Here is a 25,381-nt window from a genome sequence, read left to right as displayed (position 1 = left end):
CGATGGCAAAAAATGATAAAAAAGAACTGGTGATTATTGGTGCCGGGCCCGGAGGATATGCCGCAGCTTTTCACGCAGCAGATCTGGGAATAAAAGTAACACTGATTGATCCAGAAGTTAATCCCGGTGGGGTTTGCCTTTACCGGGGCTGTATTCCTTCCAAGGCGCTTTTGCATTTAGCCAAAACCAAAGAAGAGGCTATGAAGGCTTCTGAATGGGGATTGAAATTTGAGGAACCTAAAATAGATCGTAAAAAGATTGCCGACTGGAAGAAAAATGTGGTGAGGAAGCTTACTGAAGGCTTAGGCCAATTAAGCAAATCCAGAAAAATAGAGTATGTGCAGGGTAAGGCCAAATTTACCGGTAAGAATGAACTGGAAGTAAGGCCTAAAAAAGGAAAAAAAATCAGTTTAAATTTTGAAAAAGCGATTATCGCTACGGGTTCTTCTGCAATGGATTTACCGGATATTGAGATAGACCATAAGAAAATCTGGGATGCTACCGATGCTTTGGAACTTAAGGAAATACCCAAAAAGATGCTGGTGATTGGTGGCGGTTATATTGGCCTGGAACTGGGCAGTGTTTATGCCGCTTTGGGAACCAAAGTTTCGGTAGCTGAAATGACTCCTGGATTTCTCCCGGGAACAGATCCTGATTTGATAAAAGTCTTTGAAAAAAATCCGCCCTTTAAAAATGTTTTTCTTGAAACTAAAGTAGAAAAAGTAAAAATAACTAAAAAGGGCGTGAAGGTTACTTTAAAAGGAAAAGAAGAGGAACAAAGCAAAAAATTTGATTGTGTTTTAGTGGCTGTGGGGAGAAAGCCAAACACTCAAAATCTAGGCCTGGATAAACTTGGAGTTTCACCTAATGAAAACGGATTTATAGAAGTAGATGCTAAACGCAGAACAAAACTGGAGCATATTTTTGCCATTGGCGATATTACCGGGGAGCCTATGTTAGCGCATAAAGCAAGTCACGAAGGTAGAATTGCTGCAGAAGTAATTACCGGTAAGAAAGGAGCTGCTTACGATCCTAAGGTGATTCCGGCTGTTGTTTTTACCAATCCTGAACTCGCGTGGTGTGGACTAACCGAAAATGAAGCAAAAGAAAAAGACAGGAAGGTTAAAATAGTAAAATTTCCCTGGGCGGCTTCGGGAAGGGCAGCTGCCATTGGAGAAGATAAGGGATTCACCAAGCTTCTAATAGACCCTGAATCTGAAGTGATTTTAGGAGGTGCCGTAGCCGGAAAAAATGCGGGTAGTTTAATTCCTGAGATCGCTTTGGCTATTGAAATGGGAAGTACCGCCAGTGATTTGTCGCTTACTATCCATCCGCACCCTACGCTTTCAGAAACTATAATGGAAAGTGCCGAGCTATTTTATGGTGGAGCTACGCATTTTAAAAAGTCTTAAGAGTGTTATTTTTTCGGCTCCTTGCAGGATAGCAATAGACCTGAAGCAAGAAAGGATAATAAAAAATTGACTTTGATTTTCTGCAATTGTTGTGTTTTTGTTTCCATGTCAATATCGGTTTAGTTAATTAAAATTGATTTTACTTTTGTAAGGAGTTGACCCCTGGGTTTCTCCATATCCTTCCTCGGTGCAGGCTTCAGGAATAGGATCTCTATTTCTGAAATGGGCCACATTCAGGTTTTCTTCCATCCACTCCTGATCTCCCATTCCGATGACGCTATAGGAAGTGTTTTCCATATCCTGTGAATATGTGATGAATACATAAACGAACGGAATCATAACAGCAATAATGAAAATATCTTCTAAAATTAATTTTTAGTAGTTATCGGAATTGATATATAAGTGCGGGAAAATGGACCCGGCCTTAGTTACCTAAAAGAGATAAAAGAGTAGGGATTGAAATTATACGTCAAGAATATTTTATCTGATAAACCGAAGATTAGATAGTTGAATAAATTTCACAGGATGGGCACAAATATTCATTGGATTTAGTAAAATCTACTATAGCAATTAACAAACAAAAAGACCATCAACACTTGCTGATGATCTTTTTGTAAAGATTTACATTCCTATTACATGGATGACGGCACTGTAAACACCTTAAGCATTCCCTTGCTCATTGGGTCCGGAACTTCTGCGATAAAGGCATAGGTGCCCGGTTTTAAATGAGCAGCAAAATATCCCACATTGGAATTTGGAATTTCATCCAATACCGGCAAATCCTGCATTCCTCCCAGGAATTCAACTCCTTCTGGTGCGGGAGTTTTAAAAGCATTGGGATCTGACCAGTTCATCCAGCTGTTCAGCTCATCAAGATTCGCATTTTCATCCAGCCTCACCAGGTGGATATCATGCCCCAGAAAATGACTGTAAACCGTCTGGTCTTCAAAAAAGGCTTTTATCAGGTGTTTTCCCGGACGTACCTTCTTATCAAACTGGATCCCGGCTTCTGAAGAGATCCTCACCTCCATAGTAGGTTTTGGTTCTTTGTTTCCACTATCGTCCTCAGTAACCTCTATTTGGGCTATCATCTCCCAGGTGTGAAATCTTCCTTCGGAATCCTTTACATAACATTCCAGAACATACGTTCCCGGTTCCAGGTAAACTGTAATCTCAGAGATTTGATTAGGTGATAACAATCCAGTACCTCCTGAATAAATTATTTCCCCACTCCAGGCCGGCAATTTGCCAAAAGCTTCCAAAGCGGAATCCCAATCCCCCAGAGCTATAAAATCCATTCCCTCCTGGAAAACAGGAACAATTTCTTCTTTACTGTCTTCTACCGTTTTACCTTCAGGTAGTTTGTCTATTAGAACAAAATGGGGATTATGACTCCTGTTATCATATCTAAAGGTGGTCCATCCAGAAGGAATAGTTGATTGCACTTCGATGTTCATATGAGTGGTTACCACATCTACTACATTATGGTTCTTCTTAACCCCCAGATCGGCTGTGTTTATTTCCTCCTGGAGAACCGGTTCGGCCTCACAGCTAAATATCAATGCAAGGCAGAAAAGCCACACCACATTTTTTATTGATCTAATTGGTAATTGAGTTGAATTTTTCATAATAATTATAATTATTGGTTAATAAAATGCTTTTAAATCTTGGAGTTCAGCTGCTTTGGAATATCATTTTACAGCAAACCCCGGTCTTAATCTTTTCCTCCACCTATTCTCCCATTTTCATCCTGGGATACAGTAAAAGTTTTAAGCATATTCTTTGATCTCGGGTTCGGTACTTCGGCTACCCAGGCATAATTTCCTGGTTTTAAATTGACAGTTATATAAGCGGTATTTCCCTCCGGCATCTCCTGGGTACCACCTAAAAATTTGACCGGTGCGGGGGTATTCAATCCATCAGGGTCAGCCCAGTTCATCCAGGAGGCCAGCTCGTTCAGATCTGTGTCCTTTTCTAATTTCACCAGGTTTACATCGTGCCCCAGGAAATGTTCATGCGGTTCCTGATCTTTAAATTGCACTGCTATAGTGTGGAGACCGGCCTTTGGCGCCTCATGCATTTCAATACCTCCTTCCCGCGAAATTGCCATATTAAGCGTCGAAACTGGTGGAGTTTCGTAAGAAGAATCTTTCTTCACGTCAAGTTGTTTTGACATGGGATGAAATTTTCCTCCGGTCTTTACATAACACTCGATCACGTAGGTACCCGGTTCCACATAAACCGTGGTCTGTGCAGTTTCGCCTGGAGAGACCAGGCCAACCCCACCGGAGTAAATAATATCAAAGGTCCAGACAGGTAACCTGTCAAATTCTGCAAAACCCTCCTCAGACTTACCGGAGTTTATCAAATCCATGGCATCAATAAATACAGGTGGAATTTTTTCAAAATCCGCATAGGTGATCTGCTTTCCTTTATAAACGGGTAATTTATCGATTAGCATGAAATGAGTAAGTTGAGATTCATTACTATACCGGAAGGTTGTCCAGCCGGAGGGAATTTCATCAGGAAGGATAAAATTCATTCCTGTTGTTTTTACCTCCACAAGATTACCAAAAACCGGTAATGTAACATGCTCTACCACTACTCTTTCCTCAATATCCATTTGATGGGAAAAATCAGACTTTTCTCCGTTCTTACAGGAGACCAGGGATCCGATTAGTAATAGTGGGATCCACAGGAAAATCATGATTCGGAATTTGCTTTGTTGTGTTTTCATTTTTTTAAATTTTAAGGTTGTTTGTTTTGTTTTCCTCTTTTTCAGAAAAATCTATTGTACTGATTCTCTAATTTTTAGTAAATCTATCGGAGTTTCTTTGTTAGGTCCGTTTTATGTCTTAGATTAGAATCTAAGGGATGTAAAAAGGAGGATCATGACACAGTTATATGTATTAGGACCGGCAGAAATAAGAAATTCAGAAGGAGAATTGGAGCATTCTTTTCTTGCCGGTCCCAAGCGACTGGCCTTACTTACTTATTTGTTGCTTAACAGGCCTCGCGGCTTTCATCGCCGGGATAGCCTCCTTCTCTTGTTCTGGCCCTATCAGGATCAAAAAAGCGCCAGAAACTCCCTTAGTAATATGCTGTATCATATTCGGAAAACCCTGGGAAAAGAGGCTATCGAGAACCGCGGATCTGAGGAGATCACCATTAATGTTGAAACATTTTGGAGTGATGCCCTGGCTTTTGAGCAAGCGATCGAGGAAAAAAAGCCTGCAGAGGCCCTCAAGCTTTACCGCAGCGATCTCTTAAAGGGTTTTCATGTAAGCGATATCTCTCCTGAATTTGATCAGTGGCTGGAGCAGGAAAGAAACAGATTCCATAGCATTGCCACAAATGCCGGTCTTGATCTAGCCGGGAAAGCCGTTTCCAGAAAAGAACATCGAAATGTAAAGCGCTGGGCACAAATGGCAGCCGAATTAAATCCTTTGTCAGAAGATATTCAGTTGCGGGTCATCAGCCTGTTGGATAAAGCTGGGGAACCGGCTGCTGCCCTGGAGACCTACAATACCTACACAGAACTGATAAAAAAAGAATTTGAGGAAGAGCCCGGTAAGGAGTTAAAAGCACTGGTTGAAAAAATTAAGACCCGAAGAAGACATATACCAGAACGTGCAGGCAGCAGAGAACAGCCAGGCAAGGATCTGTATCAGTTTTCCATTGCTGTATTGCCCTTCGAAACTTTGGGCTCTGAAAAAGCTTCAGCCTTTACAGATGCCATTCATGGGGATATACTTACCAGGCTCTCGCAGGTTTCCGATCTTTTCGTGATCTCCAGAACATCTGTTCAAAGCTTTAGAAGTACGAGAAAATTACTACCGGATATTGCGAGGGAATTAAACGTAGGCTGGATCTTAACAGGTGAAGTACAGGAAATTGACAAACATGTAAAAGTAAGTGTAAGACTGGTGAAATCCCAGGAAGACCGGCAGGTGTGGGCCGAGATCTATCAAAGAAAATTAACTGCAGGAGAGCTGTTCGATATCCAGGCAGAGATCACCCGAAAGATCAGCGAATCACTGAAGATGCAATTAACCCGCAAGGAACGAACTGCGATAAGACAAATTCCTACTGAAGATCTTGAAGCTTTTCGTCTTCACGCCTATGGCCGATGGAACCTGGACCAGCGTACCGAAAAAGCAATGAGAATGGCCGAAAAATATTTCAGGCAGGCTATCTCTCATGATCCAAATTACGCCCAGGCCTGGATGGGACTGGCAGACGCTCTTAGCCTTCGACATGATTATGGGCATGAAAAGGATGGTCAAAATATACTTTCAGAAGCCCGAAAAGCTGCTCATCGAGCTCTGGAACTAGATCCGGAAATGGCTGAAGCTTATGCCTCGCTCGGACTGTACTATACCACTATAAGAGATGCAAAATCTGCTGTTTACAACCTGAACAAAGCTGTAGAATTACGACCGGGTCATGCCGAGGCTCATGCCTGGTTAAGCTGGATCTTCTCATTGACAGGGAATCCTGAAGAAGCCCTCGAAAATGCATTGAAGGCGGTTAAAGTAAATCCGCTGTCCCAGGAAGCCATCAGTAATTTATCCCTGTCATGGCTCATTAACGGTGAGTATACTAAATCTGTTCATGAAGCCGAACGTTTACTGCAAATCCAGCCTGACTTCACCTCAGCTCAGTTCCAGGAAGGCCTGGCTCTTTATCATCTGGAAATGTACAGGGAAGCCGATAAGGTCCTGAAAGATTTGTTGGTGCCCTGGGCCGGTAACGGACCTCTCGCAACCAGAATTTTAAGCTGCATCAGATCCGGAGAATATCAGAAAGCTGAAAGACTTTCAGAAGGCATCAAAAAAGATGAATTTGCACGCGGACTTATACACGCGACCAATGGAGAGCCGGACCTGGCTCTTGAAAAATTCGAAAAAATTGAACGCTGGAATTATTGGGAAATGCTCTCCATCTACCACCTCTATCCTGACCTTCTCGATCCTGTTCGTGAGAATACGCGTTTTCAGCAAATACTCCAAACAGTAAACAGCAACTGGGGACTAACAGATCATAAGGAACTGGCGAAAATAAAAAAGAAAGGTACCTCTGAAACCGTTCCGAAACCCGGAAAGCAACAAACAGGAATAGAAAGTGGATCGTACAATGCTATAGCAATACTTCCCTTTAAAGACCTCGATTCCCCGGAACCCCGGTTTACAGATGGAATTCACGGGGATATTTTAGCTTCTCTTTCCCGAATAAAGGATCTGCCGGTTATTTCCCGCACTTCTGTTTGCCAATATGATAGAACAGGAAAAAAACCGGGAAAGATAGGAGAAGAACTACAGGTATCTTATTTACTGGAAGGTGAAGTAAAGCAGACCAGTGAGGACATACATTTAAACTTATATCTCACTAAAACTGCGAACGGTTCCAAAGTCTGGAAAAAAAACTACCACCGGAAATTGTCAGCTGAAAATATCTTTCTTATCGAAGAGGAGGTTACAAAGGATTTACTTGAGGTTTTAAAGGTCCAGCTATCCGGTAAAGAAAAAAAGCGGGTGCCCCGTAGTTCCACAACCAACCTTGAAGCTTACCGCTTATATGCCCAGGGCCGAAGTTGCCTGGGCCAACGAACAGAAACCGGTATTTACCAGGGGTTGGATTGTTTCCAGGGTTCCATAGAACTGGACCCCGGTTACGCCCTTGCCTGGTCCGGACTTGCTGATGCCATTTCGCTTCTTCAGTTTTACGGTTTTCCTATACCCAGGAACAGTCCTGACCCTATTGAAGCAGCCACCCGTGCAGTAGAACTTCATAAGAATCTTAGCGAGGCCCATACCTCTCTTGGTATTTTTTATTCAATTAATCAGCAAGGTTCTGCTGCTCTCCGGGAACTTGAGATTGCGGTAGATCTTTCGCCGGGATATGCAGAAGCTTTAATCTGGCTGGGGTGGGTAAACCTCGTACTTGGCAGGCCGAAAAAAGCACTGGAACCTGCCAAACGGGCCGTAAGATTAAATCCCTTATCACCGGCTTTCCGGGTCTTTCTTTCAGATATCTATCTTGGGAACAAATTACAGAAGGAAGCTTTGACCGAAGCAAGGAGAGCACGTGAGATAAATCCTGAATACGGCCTTGCTCATTATATGGAAGGCCTGGTTCTTTACCATACCGGCAATTTTGAAGAAGCAGTTTTCGCTTTTGAGAAGACCTTATCCATCATTCCATCCAGGGGAACCCCTAACCGTTCTGAGGTAAATACCGCACTGGCTTTCACCTATCATACTTTAGGTAATAAAAATTGGGGGCGGGAATTAAAGAACGAGATCTACGGGAGAATAGATCCTTTTCCTCTTGCCATGCTCCAGACCCTGTTTGGGCAAGTAGATGAGGCTTTTAAAACATTTGAACGGGTACAGGACTGGTCATCTTTTTCTACGGAAACGATTCGTTATTTTTTTCCTGAAGCTCTATCACCTCTTCGGAAAGACAAACGTTACAAAGATCTTATCACGCAGGTAAATAAAGCCTGGGGATTAACAGAAGTTGAAAGTCTTTTATAAGCAGTAGCGATATTTGATTTATAGGATCAATTTTTAGGCTCAATATTTTGGTTCATCCTGAATAAATTTTCAGGATCCCATTTTTTCTTAATTCGGACCATCCTCTCATAATTTATTCCGTAAGCAGCTTTTATCCGATCTTTCTCGTCGTGGCTTAGCAAATTTACATAAACTCCGCCTAAGGTTTCCTTTTCCAATGCTTTGTGAAAGGTTTTTGCCCAGTGTATATTTTGGTTGTCATCTTCGGGATTCTCCCAGCCGGGGAAAATATGCAGCGAATAAGCCGCTTCCCGATGGGGAAAAGCTGTGGCAGAGGAATCTTTTTTATTTACTTCTCCTCCCATGGGCTCTAAATAAGCGGTGGTAAAAGGACCTGGCAACGGATCGGTGAATTCCTGCAAAATATCAATCGTGCTGTCATTAAGTTCCTTTAAATAATGGGCTTTGGTGTACCATCTTAAACCCTTTGGCATGCCGGGATCAAAAGATTTCTGAATTTCGGTATAGGGAACAGGCTGAAACACTTTAACAAAAGGATCACCAAATTCCTCCAGGGGTTTAAAGGCAGTCTCTCCTTCTTTAATATTGCCCGCATAACAACCGATAAGCGCACAGGTGGTTTTTCCATGATATTCTTCCGGAAAAGGTTCCACGGGAGGAGTATTCAGGAAAAAGGCATAACACTGGATCTCCTCGGGCGCGCTTTTCATAAACTCCCGGTAAAACTGGAGAATTTCTTTGCTGTGTTCATATGGAAAATAAGCCTGGAAAGAAAGTACTTTCGGACCCACGTTGTGCAGCTGAAATATAAAAGAAGTAACTACGCCAAAATTTCCGCCACCTCCGCGAATTGCCCAGAAAAGATCTTCGTTTTCCCCTTTCCCTGCAGTAATCAAATTACCATCTGCAGTTATAATTTCCACCGATAGCAGGTTATCCAGTGTTAATCCATGCTTACGCAGTAAATAGCCTGATCCTCCACCTAATGTGGACCCGCCTATTCCTACCGATGAAACTGTTGCGGTTGTAGTAGCAAGCCCGTGTTCCTGTGCCACGGCATCAAATTGACCCAAAGTAGCACCTCCTTCAACACGGGCTGTTTTTTTCTCAGGATCCACTTCAACCTTGTTCATTAGAGAAAGATCTATGACCAAACCATCATTACAAACTGAATTCCCGGCATAATCATGACCACCGCCTCTTACAGATAAAACCAGCTTGTGCTCTCTGGCAAAGTTCACCGCAGCGATCACTTCTGAGGGTTTCCTGCAGCGTACGATCCCTGCCGGATGTTTGTCATACAAACCATTCCAAACCCGGCGCCCTTCATCATATGCGTCATCTCCAGGAAGTATTAGTTGTCCCTCCAATTCTTTTGCAAATTTTTCAACGATGGTTTTGTTAGTCATGGTTTTTAGTTTTAGTTATTATGAATATTAACAGTCCGTTATTTTAGAAGCTTTGGCTTTTTAAACTATAATTTAATGATTTTTTAATAAAATTTAAAATTGGCAAATGAAAAGCCGGACGTAATGAGAATTTACCCTGAACTGCATATCCCCCCCTTATACTTGTTTTACTTTATATTGATCCAAATTACAATACTATTTCCACAGATACCAGAAGTAGCGATGTGTTTGAAAATGATCAATTTTTTTGTTACGGGCATCTTTGATCGCGAACAAAAGTAAACCTACTAAATTGGTGGTTTAAACGGCTCTTGCATTTACCGCGGAAACTTTAGGGGATAAAAAACAGGGATTTCTGCTAAAGGGGCAGAGATTTAAAAGTATAGCTCCCACTGAAAATGCTTTATGCGCTTGAAGGGAAGGTTAATGAAGCTTTTTAAATTTTTGAGCGTGTACAGACCTGGCCCTCCTTTTCAGTATAAATTTTGCATTATTGCTATATTGCTTTTAAGGAATGACGGGCGTTATGGGGAACTTATTACCAAAATTGATATGGCTTGGGGATTACCGGTTAATGGAAAGCTTTTTCTTATAAAATTAAAGACTCAGTGTAGCGCTAAATCTATTCTCTAATAGTGAGATTTCATCTTTCTATTTCGGAGCTGTAGACAAAACTAACCTGCTGATAAATCATGTTTTGTGGTCTTTCTTTCGGGAAAATTGACTTTTTGATTCTTTAATACAAGAACTGGCCTTCAGATTTTATGTACCTTTCCCTCACCACCGACAGGCTTTTCAAAAGTATTATGCCAATTTATTAATACTATTTAAAATCAACAGCTTATTGATAAGCTGATGTTTTTGTTGAACTACTCCTGATATTTATAAAAAAAGGGTCAACTTTTTAAAGTCAAACCCTTTCTTAGTTTTAATTATTTCCAGAGATAAACAACTATATTTACACCTCTTCTGTTTCTTTAACAACTTTTTCTTCATTTTCAGCCGATTCAAGAACATTAAATTTCTCTAATTGCTCTTCTTCTCCAGTAAAATAAGGGAATACATCCAGAATTGGAGACTCCGTAATAGATGGGATACTGTAATCGCCCATGGTTTCTTCCATCGCCTGGGTGGTATTTTCAAAAGCTTCCTTTACATCATTGGCCTGTACAAGCAAATAAATATTGGTTTTCTTCTCTTTTCCGCTTTCTTCATCTAAAGCCACCAGGGAAACCTTTGATTTAAACCAGCGATCAGAATTTTCAAAAGGATGAACCTCTGAGAAATTAGCAACCTTTATATTCATAATCCTGAAATCCTCGCTGGTATAAGCAGTCATTTCTTCGCTAATCCTCGCTTCTGCCTCTGTATAAGATACTGCATCCAGGAGATAGGTATCTGTAGTCATTTTTTGCTCTCCTGTTTCGTGTGTTTTTTTGTATTTCACCTTACATTCAAACCAAGTTGCGCTCATATCTTTATATTTTAAGGATCCAAAAATATGATTTATAACAGGCCTTTAAGACAAAATTTTTAATAGATATTCACAAATTTTCTCTCATTTTTATAAAGTATTATATGTCAATAATCAGGAAAGAAATAGGGTGAAATTTTCAACTGAAAAATACTTAGGATTCAAATAAAAAATAATTTATAAAGCTTTTCTTTTACTATCTTTATCGGGTTAATACTAAAATATTTAGAAATTATGCCAAAAGAAAAATCACCTTCGAAGAACTCGGCCAGAAAAGAACCGGTTTTGAGTTTGAAAGAAAAGCGTGCAGCTAAAGCCGCTAAGAAAAAGAACAGAACCTAATATTATATTTTAAAAAGTAAAGAGGCTGTCTGAAAAGGTCCAATTTCGTCACGCTAAACTTGTTTCAGACTTTATCCCGAATTTAATTCGGGATTCTAACATTTTTTTGATTATCGATATCTTAGATTCTGAAACCCGCCTGAACGGAACGGGCAGGTAAATTCAGGATGACGACCTAAAAAACTTTTTAGACAGTCTCTTTAGTCCTTAAACAAAAAACTATCCTTTTTCACTTTCCCGCTTGGCATCTTCAAACTCAATATCTTGATCTACCGATCCCGAAAAAGCTTCTATCCAGGCATTTTTAAAAATATTTAGAACTGTAGTCCAAACCCCAGACTCCACATTATTTAGGTCTCCTTCTAAGGGAACCCTTGTCGCTAAAGTATCGGTACCCTGGTTTTTGAGTACGAACTTAAAGAAACCTACAAAACCTTCCCATAATTTTTTGAAGAAGCCACCGTCATCATCTTTTGAAATAAGTTTCGTATTGATCAACATTGGTTTTATGTAACCTTTCAGGAATCCGTCGGCTATAGCAACTTCGCTGTATAATTCAAAGGTTCCGCTTTCAAAATCGACTCCGGCATATCTTCTGGTAAGATCGTTTAATGCGGTTGCTTCGGCTTTTTCCAGGCTAAATTCCATATCTATATCAGGAATTTGCTTCAGTAAATTTAAATTCCCGTGCATTTCTACATCTCCGCCACCCATAGAAACTGCGTTAGCCCATAGATGGGAGGGCAGTTCTTTTTCAGTATCTACAACATTACTCAGGTTATGAGCTTCCAGGCTAATTTTTTCTAGGAACAAGCTTATTTGGGGATCGGCCGATACTTCAACAAAATTGGCAGTACCATTGTGTACCACAAAGTGATTGATATCTATGGGTACTAAACTGGTAAGTGCATCTGTCCAGTCTTCTACATCTGCTTCGTTTGCTTTTTCCTGATTTTCAAAAATATAATTGAATTTTGGATCCTGCATTTCAATTTCACTAACAATTTTGCCTTTTAGTAAGGAAGGCCAGTCAATAGAAATATCTGAAGATGGAAAGTCTAAAAGTGGTTTTTCTCCCTGCGAGTTTTCTTCACGAAGTATCAAACCTTCAATCTGGTAAGCGCCACGCCATAGGGAAATATTAATATCTGAAACACTTCCTTCATAACCGGGAATATTATTCAGGGTTTTATTTACGTAGTTTTCAAGGATGTAGGGTAGGGCAATTCTCCCAATGATTAACAGCGAAACAATAAGAATTGGTAGCACATACCTTTTCTTACGGTACCTTTTTCTTTTCCCATTTTCGCTCATAAGGATTTATTTTAGCTAAAATGAGATTATTAATCAGTATTTTAAGTTAAGGATTATTTAAAAAATGAACACAAGATATTAGGTGACAGAGATTTTATAAGAAGCTTCAAAATCTTTGCCGGCTTCGAGCATTTCCATGCCTTCTTTGTTTTGTAAGTTTTGATCGGCACCTTCAGTATCGGCAATTCCCAACCAGGGTTCTATACATACATAAGGCGCTCCCGGTTTAGCCCAGATTCCTAAATTCTTAAAATCAGGATATTCCACGCTTAATACCGTGCCCGTATTTTTACTTTTTAATGCTACTTTCTTTGAAGGAATATTTTTGAAAATCAGCGCGTCTTTGGCGAAAAGCTCCTTATGTAATCTGATTTTATCTTCATTGTCTAAAATTCCTTCTGTTTTATCACTTACCAACCCGTTTTCGCTTAAAACGTGGGTGCTGAGATCCATTTTTCGGTCGAACTCGAGATAATAATCTTCGTAAACTTCATTTTTACTGATGGGTGCATTAAAAGCCGGATGCCCGCCCAATGAAAAATAAAGAGGCTTTTGATCTAAATTGAGAATCCTATGCTGCACTTCTAGGCTTTTTTCATTCAGAATAAAAGAAATTTCAAACCTGAATTTAAAAGGATAGATAGCTAAAGTTTTCTCTGAATATTCCAGTTGAAAAACCAATGAATTTGGGGTTTTTTCTTTTAACCGAATTTCCTCATTATACCTTATAAAACCATGTTTTGGCATTTTATAGGTTTTGCCTTCAAAAATGAATTCACCATTTTTTAAAACTCCAATTACCGGAAATAAATTCGGTGCCTGGCTTGCCCAAAATTCAGGGTTCCCCTGCCATAAATATTCAACACCGGTTTCCAGGTTTTTAAGGCTGGATAATTCAGCACCAACAGGATTGACCTTTATACTTAAAAATTCGTTCTGTAATTCGTGCATTTTTGACTATTTTTTTCTTCTTCGGTTGGCGTGCTTATCGCCTTTTGTCTGGGGCTTTTTATATTTTTTTGCGATTTCACGTCGGTAAGAACCACCAAGGTTTTCTTTTCTGTTTTTCTCTTTCTTTTCGTGAAATGCAGGACCGGGTGCATCTTCATCTTTATTTTTTCCGGGATTGTTTATTTCAAAAGCTTTTGGTTGCTCTTCCGGAATTAATTCTGAAGAAATGTCAATTTCGGCCGGTAGTTCTTCCTGTGGAACTTCCATTTTCATCAAAGCTTCAATCTTATCGAGAGATTCCATTTCGGCTTCCGTAGTCATTAAAATCGAATTCCCCTCTTTCTCGGCCCTTCCGGTTCGGCCAATTCGGTGCATATAATTTTCTGGATATTTTGGCGTATCAAAATTAATAACGTGGCTTACCGATTCAATATCAAGTCCGCGCGCCATTACATCGGTAGCGACTAAAATTCGGCAAAATCCGCTGCCAAATTGTTTGATACTTCGCAGGCGGTAGTTTTGAGTTTTATTGGAATGGATTACTGTACATTCGTCATGAAAATGCTGTTGTAATTCCGTATAAAGCCGATCGGCCATACGTTTGTAAGCCACAAAAATCAAGACTTTGGAATAGGTTTCCTTATCTTTTAAAATGTGTTTCAAAAGATTTATCTTGGTATAGAAATTCGGAATTTTATATCCTGTTTGCTTAATATTATCTAGCGGGGTCCCACTGGCAGCTACAGAAATGGTTTCCGGACTTTTAAAATTGGCTTCGATTAGATTCTCCACATTTTCAGTAATTGTTGCCGAAAACATAATATTCTGTCGGTTTTCGGGAAGCAATTCAAAGATATTATTGATCTGAAATTTAAAACCCAGATCCAACATGACATCTACTTCATCTATCACCAGTTTCTGGATAGATTTTAGCTGAAGCGCCCGTCTAAGAACAAGATCGTACAACCTTCCCGGAGTGGCCACCACAATATCCAAACCCTGCAAAAGTGCCTGGTGCTGGGTGTTCATATTCACGCCACCGTAAATGCCGGTGACGCGAACGTTCATATAAGCGGTTAACTTTTCAATCTCTTCCACCACCTGAACAACAAGCTCACGTGTAGGTACTAAAACCAGCACCCGCGGATTTTTCTGTTCCGAATATTTGAGCATTCGTAAAATGGGAAGCATATAGGCGAAGGTTTTCCCCGTACCTGTTTGCGCGATTCCCACCATATCTTTACCAGACATAATAGTAGAAAAAGATTCTTCCTGAATAGGTGTGGGCGTGTTAATCCCAATATCTTCCAGTGCATTGCGCAAAGGAGTGGTAATATTTAAGTCCTGAAAAGTCACTAAATGAAGTTTTTATGAGCCAGCAAAGTTAGTGAAACTCTATATTAAAATTGCTGTAGGCAATTTTAATATAGCTAGTTGAACTAATCCCGCCGCAGGGCGGGATCTCAAGAGCCTAAACTGCCGAAAGTAGTTGAGGCAATTTTAATATAGCTAGTTGAACTAATCCCGCCGCAGGGCGGGATCTCAAGAGCCCAAACTGCCGAAAGTAGTTGAGGCAATTTTAATATAGCTAGTTGAACTAATCCCGCCGCAGGGCGGGATTTCAAACCCCAACTGCTGAAATCTGGTTATAGCAATTTTTAAAATAGCTAGTTGAATTAATACTGCGGAAGAGCAGAATCTCGCGACTAATGATGGGAACTGCGTCCGAGCTATTTTAAAAAAAAATATATTTCGTATTTTTGAATAAAACCTATTGTTATGGATTTACAAACCAGGAAGAAAGAATTTGTAGATGAATTTCTAAAGATTCAGAATGAAAAAGTGATAGCAAGATTTGAGAAGTTGCTTAGAAGGGAAAAAGAATCCTTTAATGAAGATATTGAGTCAATGAGCCAGGAACAATTAGATGCTGGTATTGAAAAATCTCTTGAGGATTCCAGAAATGATCGTGTTATTGAGGCCAAAGAACTGAAGCGCAAGATGAAGGAATGGAATTAAGGATTTACTGGACTAAATTTGCTCAGAATAAACTTGAAGAAATTAAAAGTTATTATTTGAACAAAGCAGGTTTGCAAGTTGCCGATAAATTAATAAATGGAATTATTGATAAAACCATAGGTTTGGAAAAAAGCCCGTTTTCGGGTCAGAAAGAAATTCTTTTAGAAGGTAAACCACAAAAGTTCCGGTATTTAACTTATAAAAATTATAAAATCATTTATTGGATTAATTACGATAAAAACAGAATCGATATTGCTACTGTTTTCGATACCAGGCAAAATCCTAGAAAGCTTTCCAAAATTGAATAAGAACTTCTCAATTTTATAGTTTAAGAGTTTTTATTTATTTCGGTATTTTTGACGAAATTCAATCTAAAGATGAAAAAAATCCTTGCCTTTGCCGGATCCAATAGCAGCACCTCCATTAATTTTCAATTATTAAAACACGTGGCCAACCGTATCCAGGGGCACGAAGTGAAAATTCAGGATTTTACCCAATATGATTTACCTATTTACAGTGCCGATAGGGAAAAAGAAAAGGGAATGCCTATAGGTGCCACAATTATCAACAACATCATTAAAGAGCATGATGCGCTGGTAATCGCGGTAAATGAACATAATGGCAATGTTTCGGCGTACTTTAAAAATATGATCGACTGGCTTTCGCGTTTAGACCGTAATTTCCTGGAGGGCAAAAAGATTCTATTGATTAGCACTTCACCCGGAAAACGGGGAGCAGCTTCTGCGTTAGAATATACCAAAGGAATTCTACCAAGGTTTGGCGGCGAGGTGATAGAAAGTTTTAGCCTGCCTTCTTTTAACGATAATTTTAAGGATGGAGAAATGCTAAACGAAGTTTTGGATATGGGAGTTCAGGATGTTTTAACTACTTTTTCGCATCAATTGGAAGAGTGAATTTTGAATAATTCGGTATATTTAATGAAAATGATGTAAATGGATGCGCTTGCCCAAACAAAGGAACACCTAATTACAAAAATCAAAGTTTCCGATAATCTTGAATTGCTACAGGCTATTGAAAAATTGCTTAGTATGGAAGCCGCAGATCTTTATCAGCTTACCAGCGAACAAAAAACAAGCGGTTACAGAAAGCAGGGAGCAGTATAAAAAAGATGAGTTTCTTACCAGTGGAGAAGCTATTTCAAATTTAAAGGAATGGCTAAAAACCAAAAAGAACTTGAACTAATTTTAATTATTCGCAGTTTTAACCACCATTAATTGTTCTTATCTTTGCGCTCCAAATTAAAAGCCAGGTGCGCACCAAATCGACTTATACTTTAGAAGATCCCTTAAAATTTAAACAACAATTGTTGCAATGGAGCCGGCAGTTTGAGGAAATTGCCTGGCTGGATAGCAATAATTATCACCAGGAGCACGGCGAGTTTGACGCGCTACTCGCACTGGGTGCGTTTACCGCGATAAAAACCGATTATCATCAGGCTTTTGCGAAACTTCAGGAATACCAGCAAACTACCAAAGACTGGATTTTCGGATACCTTTCTTACGATCTTAAAAATGATGTGGAAGTACTTTCCTCCAAAAATAACGACGAACTCCATTTCCCGGATATTTACTTTTTTCAGCCACAGAAGTTATTTTTACTGAAAGGGATTCAGTTGGAGATGCATTATTTAAGAATGCTGGATGACGAAATTGAAGAAGATTTCAATGAAATTTCAAAACTCCCAATAACCGATAACCCGCAACCGACAACTGAGAACTCACAACTCACAACAGAAAACCGAGAACCGAAGATCCAAGCCAGAATTTCAAAAGAAGATTACCTGAAAAAAGTAGAGAAAATGCTCGCTTACATTCAACGTGGCGATATTTACGAAGCCAATTTTTGTCAGGAGTTTTTTGCTGAAGACAGGAAGATTGAGCCAATGGAAGTTTTTCAGGAGCTTAATGATATTTCGGGTCCTCCATTTGCTACTTTTCTTAAACTGGAAGAACATCATTTACTTTGTGCTTCCCCCGAACGGTATTTAAAGAAATCAGGTTCAAAATTAATTTCCCAACCTATAAAGGGGACAGACAGGCGTTCGCCCAATTCCGAAGAAGATCTAGAAATTGCTGAACAGCTTTCCAAAGACCCAAAAGAACAATCAGAAAACGTGATGATCGTAGACCTGGTAAGAAATGACCTCTCTAAAATTGCCAAGAAGGGCAGCGTAAATGTAGATGAACTTTGTAAGGTTTATTCCTTTAAACAGGTGCATCAGATGATCTCTACGGTTTCTGCAGAAATCGATGATGGCATTCCGCCGGTAGAAGCTTTACGGGCGACTTTTCCGATGGGGAGTATGACGGGCGCTCCAAAAATTTCAGCGATGAAAATTATAGAAGAACTGGAAGAAACCAAACGCGGACTCTACAGCGGCGCGGTAGGCTATTTTACTCCAAATGGGGATTTCGATTTTAATGTAGTGATACGTAGTATCCTTTATAATTCAGTAAAAAAATATGTTTCTTTTTCGGTGGGCGGAGCAATAACTGCCGGCTCAGATCCACAAAAGGAATATGAAGAATGCCTGCTAAAAGCAAGCGCAATGCGACAGGCTCTGGGTTGATTTTTCAGAACTCAATTCTCGAACAAAAATTTCCTAAACTCCCAAACGAAACTCTGTAAACTGTTTTCGTATCTTTGATTTCTATGGAAAAAGCTTTCAAAAACGAGATCAAATCGCAGTTTCCTTACCTGTGCAACAACAAACTTCTGCTCGCGGTAAGCGGTGGAGTAGACAGCGTGGTGCTTGCCCATTTGTGCAGAGTAGCCAAGCTGGATTTCGCCCTGGCGCATTGCAATTTCAACCTTCGGGACGAAGAAAGTGACGCCGATGAAGATTTTGTTGCCACCCTGGCAAAAAAGCTGAAAGTGAAACTTTTCATAGAGAATTTTGATACCGAGCAATACGCCAAAGACAACGGTTTGTCTATTCAAATGGCGGCCCGGGATCTCCGGTACGAATGGTTTGAGGAACTGCGACTTAAACACAAGTTTGATTATACCCTAACCGCTCATCATGCCAACGATAGCCTGGAAACTTTTTTTATCAATTTATTGCGAGGAAGCGGTTTGGAAGGTTTAAGCGGAATAAATTCTGACAGCAACAAAATAATCAGGCCACTGCTGAATTTTTCCCGAAAGGAAATTGCAGCTTACGCAAAAGAAAACAATATTACCTGGCGGGAAGACAGCAGCAATGCTTCCACAAAATATCTTCGGAATAAAATTAGGCATGATATCGTGCCGATTTTTGAAGAATTAAACCCGCAGTTTTTAGAGACTTTTTTAAAAACCCAGTCGCATTTAAAGGAAAACGAAGAGCTTGTTGAAGATTATATGAGCCTGCTTTATCCTAAAATTATCAATAAGACAAAATATGGGTATAGCCTGGATATAAATTACCTAAAAAAGGTTCCGAATACTTCAGCGGTGTTATACCAGTTGCTTAAATCTTTCGGTTTTACCGAATGGAACGATGTGTATAAATTACTGGACGCTCAACCCGGAAAAATGGTTTTTTCAACTTCACACAGGTTAGTTAAAGACCGGGAATACTTGATTTTGACCGATAAAAATCAGGTGGAAGATAAGGTTTACAAGATCGCCAAAGACGAAGACTTTGCGATGCTGCCTATGGGAACTTTTTCATTTTCAGAAGTTGAAGAAATAATAGAAAAAAATCCAAATTGTATCCATGTAGACCCGGAAAAACTTGATTATCCGCTAACTGTGAGAAAATGGCAGGAGGGTGATGTATTTTATCCCTTTGGGATGAAAGGAAAGAAGAAGTTAAGCGACTTCTTTAAAGACAAAAAATTATCTTTGCCCGAGAAAGAAAACAGCTGGTTGCTGTGTTCGGGAGAGAAAATTGTTTGGGTGATTAATCAGCGGGCCGATAGGCGTTTTTCAATTACTTCACCCGATCAAAAAATTATAAAAATTACTTTCAGTTTATGAAATACCTGGCGAGTCTGCTCTTATTTATAATTCCTTTATTACAGTTACAGGCACAATATTTTGACGATGGGAGCGGCGATTCCCAAATGGCAGATCCTATAACCTGGGAGGCTTCCGTAGAAAAGGAAAACGACAGTATCTTTACCCTGATTTTTACTGCGAATCTTGAAGATGGCTGGCATTTATACTCGCAAAAAGAAGCTGATATTGATATTGCGCCCATCGCCACTACTTTCTCTTACAATAATGAGGAGGAAAACTTTGAGCTTATTGGTGAAACCACAGAGCCGGATATAGCACCCATTTACGATCAGGTTTTTGAAGCAGATATTACCTATTTTGAAGATGAAGCGGTCTTTACTCAGAAAATAAAAGTACTTGCTGAATCTAAGCCTGAGATTATTGCAGAAATATATTTTTCGGTTTGTGATGATGAAAAATGTTTGCCTCCCGAAACAGAACGTTTCACGATTTCCCTTGAAGAAAATCAAGTAACCGAAGGTTTTACCGATCTGGAAATTTCAGAAAAGGACAGAGAACTTACTGAAGCTTTGAATATCAAGGTTTCTGGAATGGAAAAATTTGCACCTGAAGAGGAGGAAGGCAGTAACTTTCTAAATATCTTCCTTCTTGGGTTTATAGGAGGTTTAATCGCCTTATTAACGCCTTGTGTATTTCCTATGATTCCGCTTACGGTTTCCTTTTTCACCAAAGGGGCTGAAAACCGTAAAAAAGGATTGGTAAATGCCATTCTTTACGGCTTTTTTATTTTTGCGATCTATCTTTTGCTCAGTTTGCCTTTTCATCTATTGGACAGCGTAAATCCTGAAATCCTTAATAATATCTCAACCAATGTTGCGCTGAATATTATTTTCTTCATCATTTTTATCATTTTCGCCTTCTCCTTTTTTGGCTACTACGAGATCACTTTGCCGAGTTCATGGAGCAATAAAATGGACGATAAAGCTTCCAGCGTTGGCGGTTTTGTGGGCATCTTTTTTATGGCACTTACATTGGCTTTGGTCTCTTTTTCCTGTACCGGGCCAATTTTAGGTTCACTCTTAGGTGGGTCGCTAACCAGTGATGGTGGCGCAATGCAGCTTTCTATGGGAATGGGCGGTTTTGGACTTGCCCTGGCATTACCTTTTGCGCTTTTTGCTTTATTCCCCAACTGGCTTAATTCTTTACCAAAAAGCGGGGGTTGGCTAAATACGGTGAAAGTAACCTTAGGTTTTATAGAATTAGGTCTGGCCTTTAAATTCCTTTCTAATGCCGATCTTGTACAACATTGGGGACTTTTAAAACGTGAAATTTTCCTCGGAATTTGGATCCTCGTAGGTTTGGGTCTAATGGCTTATTTATTCGGATTTCTCCGGTTTCCACATGACGGGCCCAAAAAGAAGATCAGTAAGGCCAGGTTTGGTGTTGGTGTTATCACGTTCTTTTTCGTGCTTTATTTAATCCCGGGTTTAACCAATACTTCCGCAGCAAACCTTAAATTGTTAAGTGGATTTCCACCCCCCTTATTTTATAGTATTTACGATAAAGGAACTGAAGCACCTCTTGGTCTGGAAGCCTATAAGGACTGGGATAGAGGGCTGGAAGCTGCACGGAAACAAAATAAACCCATAATCCTTGATTTTACAGGCTGGGCCTGCATAAATTGCCGTAAAATGGAAGAACAGGTATGGAGCAATCACGATGTTTTTGACGTTTTAAACGATGAATATATCCTTATTTCCCTTTATGTTGATGATAGAAAAGAATTGCCCGAACAAGAGCAATTTAACTATCTAAAACCAAAGGGTGGAATAAAACCTATTGAAACCATTGGCGATAAATGGGCCACATTCCAAACCCTTAATTTTCAGAATAATTCGCAGCCGTTTTACGTCTTGTTAGATAATGATGTAAACCTGCTAAACGAGCCGGTAGGTTACACGCCAAACGAGGTTGAATATCTAAGCTGGCTACAGGAAGGCCTTGCCAAATTTCGCGAAGCAGCGAAAAAATAAACAACCTCGATATTCGAGAGGCATTTACAGATGGAATAATATTTGAATTATAAGTTAAGTCCTGGAGTATTTAATTCTCGATTATCGACGTGAATTACTTCTTGTCAAGCTTAGAAGGTCTTAATTAGAAAATGTTTTCCAATTTAGAAACAAGCCTTGATTCATTTAAAACTCGATTATCGAGTAAAATTCCTTTAGGTTTATCGGTGTAATTTCTATCTTAGGGCCTTAAAATATCCCTAAACTATGAAATTACTCCGTTTAAGTTTTATCCTTCTGTTTTTGAGTTTTTTACCTGTTCATATTATTGCGCAGGCAGAATATGATGTAAAAGAACATTATAACAAAACAGAAGTAGATATCCCGATGCGGGACGGCACAAACCTTCACACCACCATTTATTCCCCAAAAGATACTTCTAAAGAATATCCTATTCTTATGCAGCGTACACCATATAGTTCCAGACCTTATGGTGAAGATCAATTTCGTTCGCTTATCAGCCCTAACGAATATTTGATGAAAGAAGGGAATATAGTTGTTTACCAGGATGTACGCGGGCGTTGGATGAGTGAAGGGAAATATGATAATATGCGCGCGATTATTCCGAATAAATCTGGAGATGAATTCGATGAATCAAGCGATACTTACGATACTATAGAGTGGCTCATCAACAATGTAGACAATAATAACGGAAGGGTGGCAACCTGGGGAATTTCTTATCCCGGCCACTACGCTGTTGCTTCTTTGGTAGATGCACACCCTGCCCTAAAAGCAGCCTCGCCACAAGCGGGAATCGGGGATTTCTTTTTTGACGATTTTCATCATAATGGCGCTTATTTATTGAGTTACTGGAGAGCCACTGCGCTTTTTGGATATGATAAAACCGGGCCAACTACCGAGGCCTGGTACGAATTGCCAGATCTTGGGACTCAAGACCAGTATCAATTCTTTTTAGATGTTGGTCCGCTAAGTAACCTGGATGAATACTATGGCGAAGACAATCTGTTCTGGCAGCAATTAAAGGAGCATCCAAATTATGATGAATTCTGGCAGAGTAGGGGGATTATTCAGCATTTAGAAGATATTGAGCCGGCAGTAATGGTCGTAGGCGGATTGTTTGATGCTGAAGATCTTTACGGACCTTTTAATACTTATAAGAAAATTGAAGAAACCAGCGATAATTATAATATTATGGTTTTTGGTCCCTGGAGCCACGGCGACTGGGCGAGACAAACTGAAAGGCAGGCAGTAGGGAATGTTTATTTCGGTGATAATCTTTCTGAAGATTATCAAAGGAATATTGAAACAAAATTCTTTAATCATTTCCTAAAAGAAGGTGGAGATGGCGACTTGGATCTTGCTGAAGCTTATGTTTATGATACCGGTGCGAGAAAATGGAATTCTTATGAAGCATGGCCTCCAAAAAATACCGAAGAAAAGGTTTTTTACCTGGGAGATGATCAGAAATTAACTGATGAAGCGACTGATAATGAGGAAAGCTTTGTAAGCGACCCTGAAAAACCGGTTTCTTATAACGATGAAATTAAAGCGGTTTTCACTCCAAGAGAGTATATGACCGGCGACCAGCGCTTTTCTGCCAGAAGACCCGATGTTTTGGTTTTTGAAACCGAGGTACTGGAAGAAGATATGAAACTTACCGGGGAGATTATGGCTCGTTTAAATGTGGCTACCACAGGAAGCGCAGCCGATTGGGTGGTGAAAGTAATAGATGTTTACCCACCTGACGCCGAAAATTATGAAGAAACAATGAAGCACCTTGATATGGGTAATTACCATATGATGGTTCGCAGCGAGGTTCTGCGAGGACGTTTTAGAAACAGTTTTGAAAATCCTGAGCCATTTGAACCTAATGAGAAAACTTCGGTAAATATCACGCTTCAGGATATTAATCATACTTTCAAAAAAGGGCACAAACTGCAAATTCAGGTGCAAAGTACCTGGTTTCCACTTATAGACTTAAATCCGCAGACTTATGTTCCTAATATTTTTCAAGCGGAAGAAGAAGATTTTCAAAAACAAACCCACACCGTATTTGGAGATTCTGCAATAGAATTTTCAGTATTAAAAGAATAGAAAATGAACTTTAGGCTTATCAATTCAATCTTAGCTATAGCGCTTTTAGTACTTATGATTTCCTGTAACGATAAAAACGGGGATTATTCTGAAGAAGAAATTGCAGAGCATTCAGAAAAATTAAACGAATATTTTGAAGCCGAATTTCAGAAAGATGTAGCTGATTCTCCAATGATGCAAACCCGTCTTGGTCAGAAGTCCGATTATGGGAAATGGGATGATTTTTCTCATTTGAAGTATGTCGAAGACCTCAAAAAAGCCAAAAACCGACTTGAATATCTGAAAAAAGTAGAGGTAGAAGCTTTAAATGAGCAAACCCGTTTAAGCTACGATCTCTATCGCCAGAAGATTGAAAATGAAATAGCCGATTACGATTATCGGTTTTATAATTATCCGGTGAATCAGATGTTTGGTTATCACGCTGAATTGCCTGCATTTTTAATCAACATGCACCGCATAGATTCAGTTAGCGATGCTAAGGCTTATATTTCCAGATTGGAGAAAATTCCCGGGGTGATGGAAGAGGTTATTGGAAATCTTAAAATAAGGGAACAAAACGGGATTGTTCCACCGGTTTTTGTCTTTGAAAAAGTCCTCGATGCCAGTAGAAATGTATTAAGAGGAAAGCCTTTTGGTAAATCCACCGATGAAAGTGCTTTACTAAAAGATTTTAAGACCAAAACCGAAAACCTGGAGATCCCGGGGGAGAAGAAAAAGGAATTAATAAATGCTGCAGAAAATGCGTTGGTAAAAAATGTAAAACCTGCTTATGAGAATTTAATTTCATTTCTTGAAATTCAGCAAAAACGTGCAAATAACGATGCAGGTGCCTGGAAGTTCCCAAAAGGAGATGATTTTTATAAGAACGCCTTGAAAAGAACCACCACTACTAATCTTTCAGCAGAAGAAATTCATCAAATTGGCTTGAAAGAAGTAGCGCGCATTCATACTGAAATGGAAGAAATCAAGAATGAAGTTGGCTTTGATGGCACGCTTCAGGATTTCTTTGAATTTATGAGAAGCGATGAGCAGTTCTATTATGCTAATGATTCTATAGGCCGTAAAAAATATCTAAATGAAGCTACTGCAATCATCAACACCATGAAGGGCAGGTTAGACGATTTATTTTTAACCAAACCTGAAGCAGAACTGGTAGTGAAGGCCGTGGAACCCTTTAGGGAAAAAAGTGCAGGAAAAGCTTTTTATCAGCAACCTGCAACCGATGGTTCAAGACCGGGTACTTATTATGCGAATTTATACGATATGGCTGCGATGCCCACTTACCAAATGGAGGCTTTGGCTTACCACGAAGGGATCCCGGGTCATCATATGCAAATCGCCATTGCCCAGGAATTAGAAGATATTCCGCAGTTTAGGAAATTCAGTTTTTATACCGCTTATGTAGAAGGTTGGGGACTTTACAGCGAACTGTTGCCAAAGGAAATTGGATTTTACGAAGATCCTTATTCAGATTTTGGCCGCCTGGCAATGGAACTTTGGCGTTCGTGCAGGCTGGTTGTAGATACCGGGATTCACGCTAAAAAATGGACACGTGAAGAGGGAATTGCCTATTATAAGGAAAACACTCCAAATGCTGAAAGTGATTGTGTAAAGATGGTGGAACGGCATATAGTAATGCCCGGCCAGGCAACGGCTTATAAGATTGGAATGAATAAAATCCTGGAAATAAGGGAAAATGCCAAAGAAGAACTGGGAGAAGATTTCGATATTAGGGAATTCCATGATGTGATTCTTCTGGATGGAGCCTTACCTTTGAATATTCTCGAAGAAAAAGTTGAAGACTGGATTTCGGGGAAAAACAACTAAA

General features: G+C 39.7%; 19 protein-coding genes. 11 read left to right on the top strand and 8 right to left on the bottom strand.

Annotated features, from left to right (window positions below; genetic code table 11):
* Positions 1-2 precede the first annotated feature (2 nt).
* A complete protein-coding gene (lpdA, locus tag LB467_RS10110) occupies positions 3-1,412 on the top strand; it encodes a dihydrolipoyl dehydrogenase (protein WP_224473917.1) in 1,410 nt (469 codons plus the stop codon).
* 123 nt (positions 1,413-1,535) lie between these two features.
* Here the strand turns inward: lpdA and LB467_RS10105 are convergent, their stop codons facing one another.
* The 3 genes from LB467_RS10105 to LB467_RS10095 form a co-directional block, all read right to left on the bottom strand.
* Positions 1,536-1,751 carry a fibrobacter succinogenes major paralogous domain-containing protein gene (locus LB467_RS10105; protein WP_224473916.1) on the bottom strand — a complete coding sequence of 72 codons (216 nt, stop codon included), beginning with the start codon at positions 1,749-1,751 and terminating at the stop codon, positions 1,536-1,538.
* 293 nt (positions 1,752-2,044) lie between these two features.
* Positions 2,045-3,040 carry a hypothetical protein gene (locus tag LB467_RS10100; RefSeq protein WP_224473915.1) on the bottom strand — a complete coding sequence of 332 codons (996 nt, stop codon included), beginning with the start codon at positions 3,038-3,040 and terminating at the stop codon, positions 2,045-2,047.
* 86 nt (positions 3,041-3,126) lie between these two features.
* Positions 3,127-4,149, bottom strand: a complete 1,023-nt coding sequence (locus tag LB467_RS10095; RefSeq protein WP_224473914.1) for a hypothetical protein — start codon at positions 4,147-4,149, stop codon at positions 3,127-3,129.
* 154 nt (positions 4,150-4,303) lie between these two features.
* On the opposite strand from LB467_RS10095, the gene LB467_RS10090 reads away from it, so the two are divergent.
* The gene (locus LB467_RS10090) at positions 4,304-7,951 is read left to right on the top strand and encodes a tetratricopeptide repeat protein (protein ID WP_224473913.1); all 3,648 of its coding nucleotides are present in this window, start codon (positions 4,304-4,306) and stop codon (positions 7,949-7,951) included.
* 26 nt (positions 7,952-7,977) lie between these two features.
* Here LB467_RS10090 and LB467_RS10085 read toward each other — a convergent pair whose 3' ends face one another.
* From LB467_RS10085 to LB467_RS10065, 5 genes are all read right to left on the bottom strand, one after another.
* A complete protein-coding gene (locus tag LB467_RS10085) occupies positions 7,978-9,360 on the bottom strand; it encodes an FAD-binding oxidoreductase (protein ID WP_224473912.1) in 1,383 nt (460 codons plus the stop codon).
* Between the two features lie 958 nt (positions 9,361-10,318).
* Positions 10,319-10,834, bottom strand: coding sequence for a DUF4494 domain-containing protein (locus tag LB467_RS10080; protein WP_224473911.1), 516 nt, complete (start codon positions 10,832-10,834; stop codon positions 10,319-10,321).
* 561 nt (positions 10,835-11,395) lie between these two features.
* On the bottom strand, positions 11,396-12,490 hold the full coding sequence (locus tag LB467_RS10075; RefSeq protein WP_224473910.1) for a DUF748 domain-containing protein: 1,095 nt from the start codon (positions 12,488-12,490) through the stop codon (positions 11,396-11,398).
* A 78-nt stretch (positions 12,491-12,568) separates the two neighbouring features.
* On the bottom strand, positions 12,569-13,441 hold the full coding sequence (locus LB467_RS10070; protein ID WP_224473909.1) for an aldose 1-epimerase family protein: 873 nt from the start codon (positions 13,439-13,441) through the stop codon (positions 12,569-12,571).
* 6 nt (positions 13,442-13,447) lie between these two features.
* Positions 13,448-14,797 carry a DEAD/DEAH box helicase gene (locus tag LB467_RS10065; protein WP_224473908.1) on the bottom strand — a complete coding sequence of 450 codons (1,350 nt, stop codon included), beginning with the start codon at positions 14,795-14,797 and terminating at the stop codon, positions 13,448-13,450.
* A 423-nt stretch (positions 14,798-15,220) separates the two neighbouring features.
* Between LB467_RS10065 and LB467_RS10060 the strand changes: the two genes are divergently transcribed.
* The 9 genes from LB467_RS10060 (at position 15,221) to LB467_RS10020 (ending at position 25,380) form a co-directional block, all read left to right on the top strand.
* Positions 15,221-15,460, top strand: coding sequence for a hypothetical protein (locus tag LB467_RS10060; RefSeq protein ID WP_224473907.1), 240 nt, complete (start codon positions 15,221-15,223; stop codon positions 15,458-15,460).
* Entirely contained in the window at positions 15,451-15,768 is a 318-nt protein-coding gene (locus LB467_RS10055; RefSeq protein ID WP_224473906.1) for a type II toxin-antitoxin system RelE/ParE family toxin, read from the top strand. Before LB467_RS10060 ends, LB467_RS10055 begins: the two co-directional genes overlap by 10 nt.
* A 69-nt stretch (positions 15,769-15,837) precedes the next feature.
* On the top strand, positions 15,838-16,374 hold the full coding sequence (locus LB467_RS10050; protein ID WP_224473905.1) for an NADPH-dependent FMN reductase: 537 nt from the start codon (positions 15,838-15,840) through the stop codon (positions 16,372-16,374).
* A gap of 39 nt (positions 16,375-16,413) precedes the next feature.
* Positions 16,414-16,584: a hypothetical protein gene (locus LB467_RS10045; protein WP_224473904.1), complete on the top strand. Its 171-nt coding sequence runs from the start codon at positions 16,414-16,416 to the stop codon at positions 16,582-16,584.
* 146 nt (positions 16,585-16,730) lie between these two features.
* A complete protein-coding gene (locus LB467_RS10040) occupies positions 16,731-18,050 on the top strand; it encodes an anthranilate synthase component I family protein (RefSeq protein ID WP_224473903.1) in 1,320 nt (439 codons plus the stop codon).
* A gap of 83 nt (positions 18,051-18,133) precedes the next feature.
* Positions 18,134-19,444: a tRNA lysidine(34) synthetase TilS gene (tilS, locus tag LB467_RS10035; protein ID WP_224473902.1), complete on the top strand. Its 1,311-nt coding sequence runs from the start codon at positions 18,134-18,136 to the stop codon at positions 19,442-19,444.
* Positions 19,441-21,459: a protein-disulfide reductase DsbD family protein gene (locus tag LB467_RS10030; RefSeq protein ID WP_224473901.1), complete on the top strand. Its 2,019-nt coding sequence runs from the start codon at positions 19,441-19,443 to the stop codon at positions 21,457-21,459. The genes tilS and LB467_RS10030 overlap by 4 nt, the downstream gene beginning before the upstream one ends.
* Before the next feature lie 246 nt (positions 21,460-21,705).
* Entirely contained in the window at positions 21,706-23,553 is a 1,848-nt protein-coding gene (locus LB467_RS10025) for a CocE/NonD family hydrolase (RefSeq protein ID WP_224473900.1), read from the top strand.
* A gap of 3 nt (positions 23,554-23,556) precedes the next feature.
* Complete coding sequence (locus tag LB467_RS10020) at positions 23,557-25,380, top strand: DUF885 domain-containing protein (RefSeq protein ID WP_224473899.1); 1,824 nt, start codon at positions 23,557-23,559, stop codon at positions 25,378-25,380.
* Position 25,381: the final 1 nt, after the last annotated feature.

Source organism: Salegentibacter tibetensis (genome assembly GCF_020164485.1).
Taxonomy (GTDB): Bacteria; Bacteroidota; Bacteroidia; order Flavobacteriales; family Flavobacteriaceae; genus Salegentibacter; species Salegentibacter tibetensis.
This window is presented reverse-complemented; position numbering and strand designations above follow the sequence as displayed.

Excerpts from the sequence above, each read along its gene's own strand:
- lpdA (WP_224473917.1), top strand. The coding sequence starts at position 3 with ATGGCAAAAAATGATAAAAAAGAACTGGTGATTATTGGTGCCGGGCCC.
- LB467_RS10105 (WP_224473916.1), bottom strand. The coding sequence starts at position 1,751 with ATGATTCCGTTCGTTTATGTATTCATCACATATTCACAGGATATGGAA.
- LB467_RS10100 (WP_224473915.1), bottom strand. The coding sequence starts at position 3,040 with ATGAAAAATTCAACTCAATTACCAATTAGATCAATAAAAAATGTGGTG.
- LB467_RS10095 (WP_224473914.1), bottom strand. The coding sequence starts at position 4,149 with ATGAAAACACAACAAAGCAAATTCCGAATCATGATTTTCCTGTGGATC.
- LB467_RS10090 (WP_224473913.1), top strand. The coding sequence starts at position 4,304 with ATGACACAGTTATATGTATTAGGACCGGCAGAAATAAGAAATTCAGAA.
- LB467_RS10085 (WP_224473912.1), bottom strand. The coding sequence starts at position 9,360 with ATGACTAACAAAACCATCGTTGAAAAATTTGCAAAAGAATTGGAGGGA.
- LB467_RS10080 (WP_224473911.1), bottom strand. The coding sequence starts at position 10,834 with ATGAGCGCAACTTGGTTTGAATGTAAGGTGAAATACAAAAAAACACAC.
- LB467_RS10075 (WP_224473910.1), bottom strand. The coding sequence starts at position 12,490 with ATGAGCGAAAATGGGAAAAGAAAAAGGTACCGTAAGAAAAGGTATGTG.
- LB467_RS10070 (WP_224473909.1), bottom strand. The coding sequence starts at position 13,441 with ATGCACGAATTACAGAACGAATTTTTAAGTATAAAGGTCAATCCTGTT.
- LB467_RS10060 (WP_224473907.1), top strand. The coding sequence starts at position 15,221 with ATGGATTTACAAACCAGGAAGAAAGAATTTGTAGATGAATTTCTAAAG.
- LB467_RS10055 (WP_224473906.1), top strand. The coding sequence starts at position 15,451 with ATGGAATTAAGGATTTACTGGACTAAATTTGCTCAGAATAAACTTGAA.
- LB467_RS10050 (WP_224473905.1), top strand. The coding sequence starts at position 15,838 with ATGAAAAAAATCCTTGCCTTTGCCGGATCCAATAGCAGCACCTCCATT.
- LB467_RS10045 (WP_224473904.1), top strand. The coding sequence starts at position 16,414 with ATGGATGCGCTTGCCCAAACAAAGGAACACCTAATTACAAAAATCAAA.
- tilS (WP_224473902.1), top strand. The coding sequence starts at position 18,134 with ATGGAAAAAGCTTTCAAAAACGAGATCAAATCGCAGTTTCCTTACCTG.
- LB467_RS10030 (WP_224473901.1), top strand. The coding sequence starts at position 19,441 with ATGAAATACCTGGCGAGTCTGCTCTTATTTATAATTCCTTTATTACAG.
- LB467_RS10025 (WP_224473900.1), top strand. The coding sequence starts at position 21,706 with ATGAAATTACTCCGTTTAAGTTTTATCCTTCTGTTTTTGAGTTTTTTA.
- LB467_RS10020 (WP_224473899.1), top strand. The coding sequence starts at position 23,557 with ATGAACTTTAGGCTTATCAATTCAATCTTAGCTATAGCGCTTTTAGTA.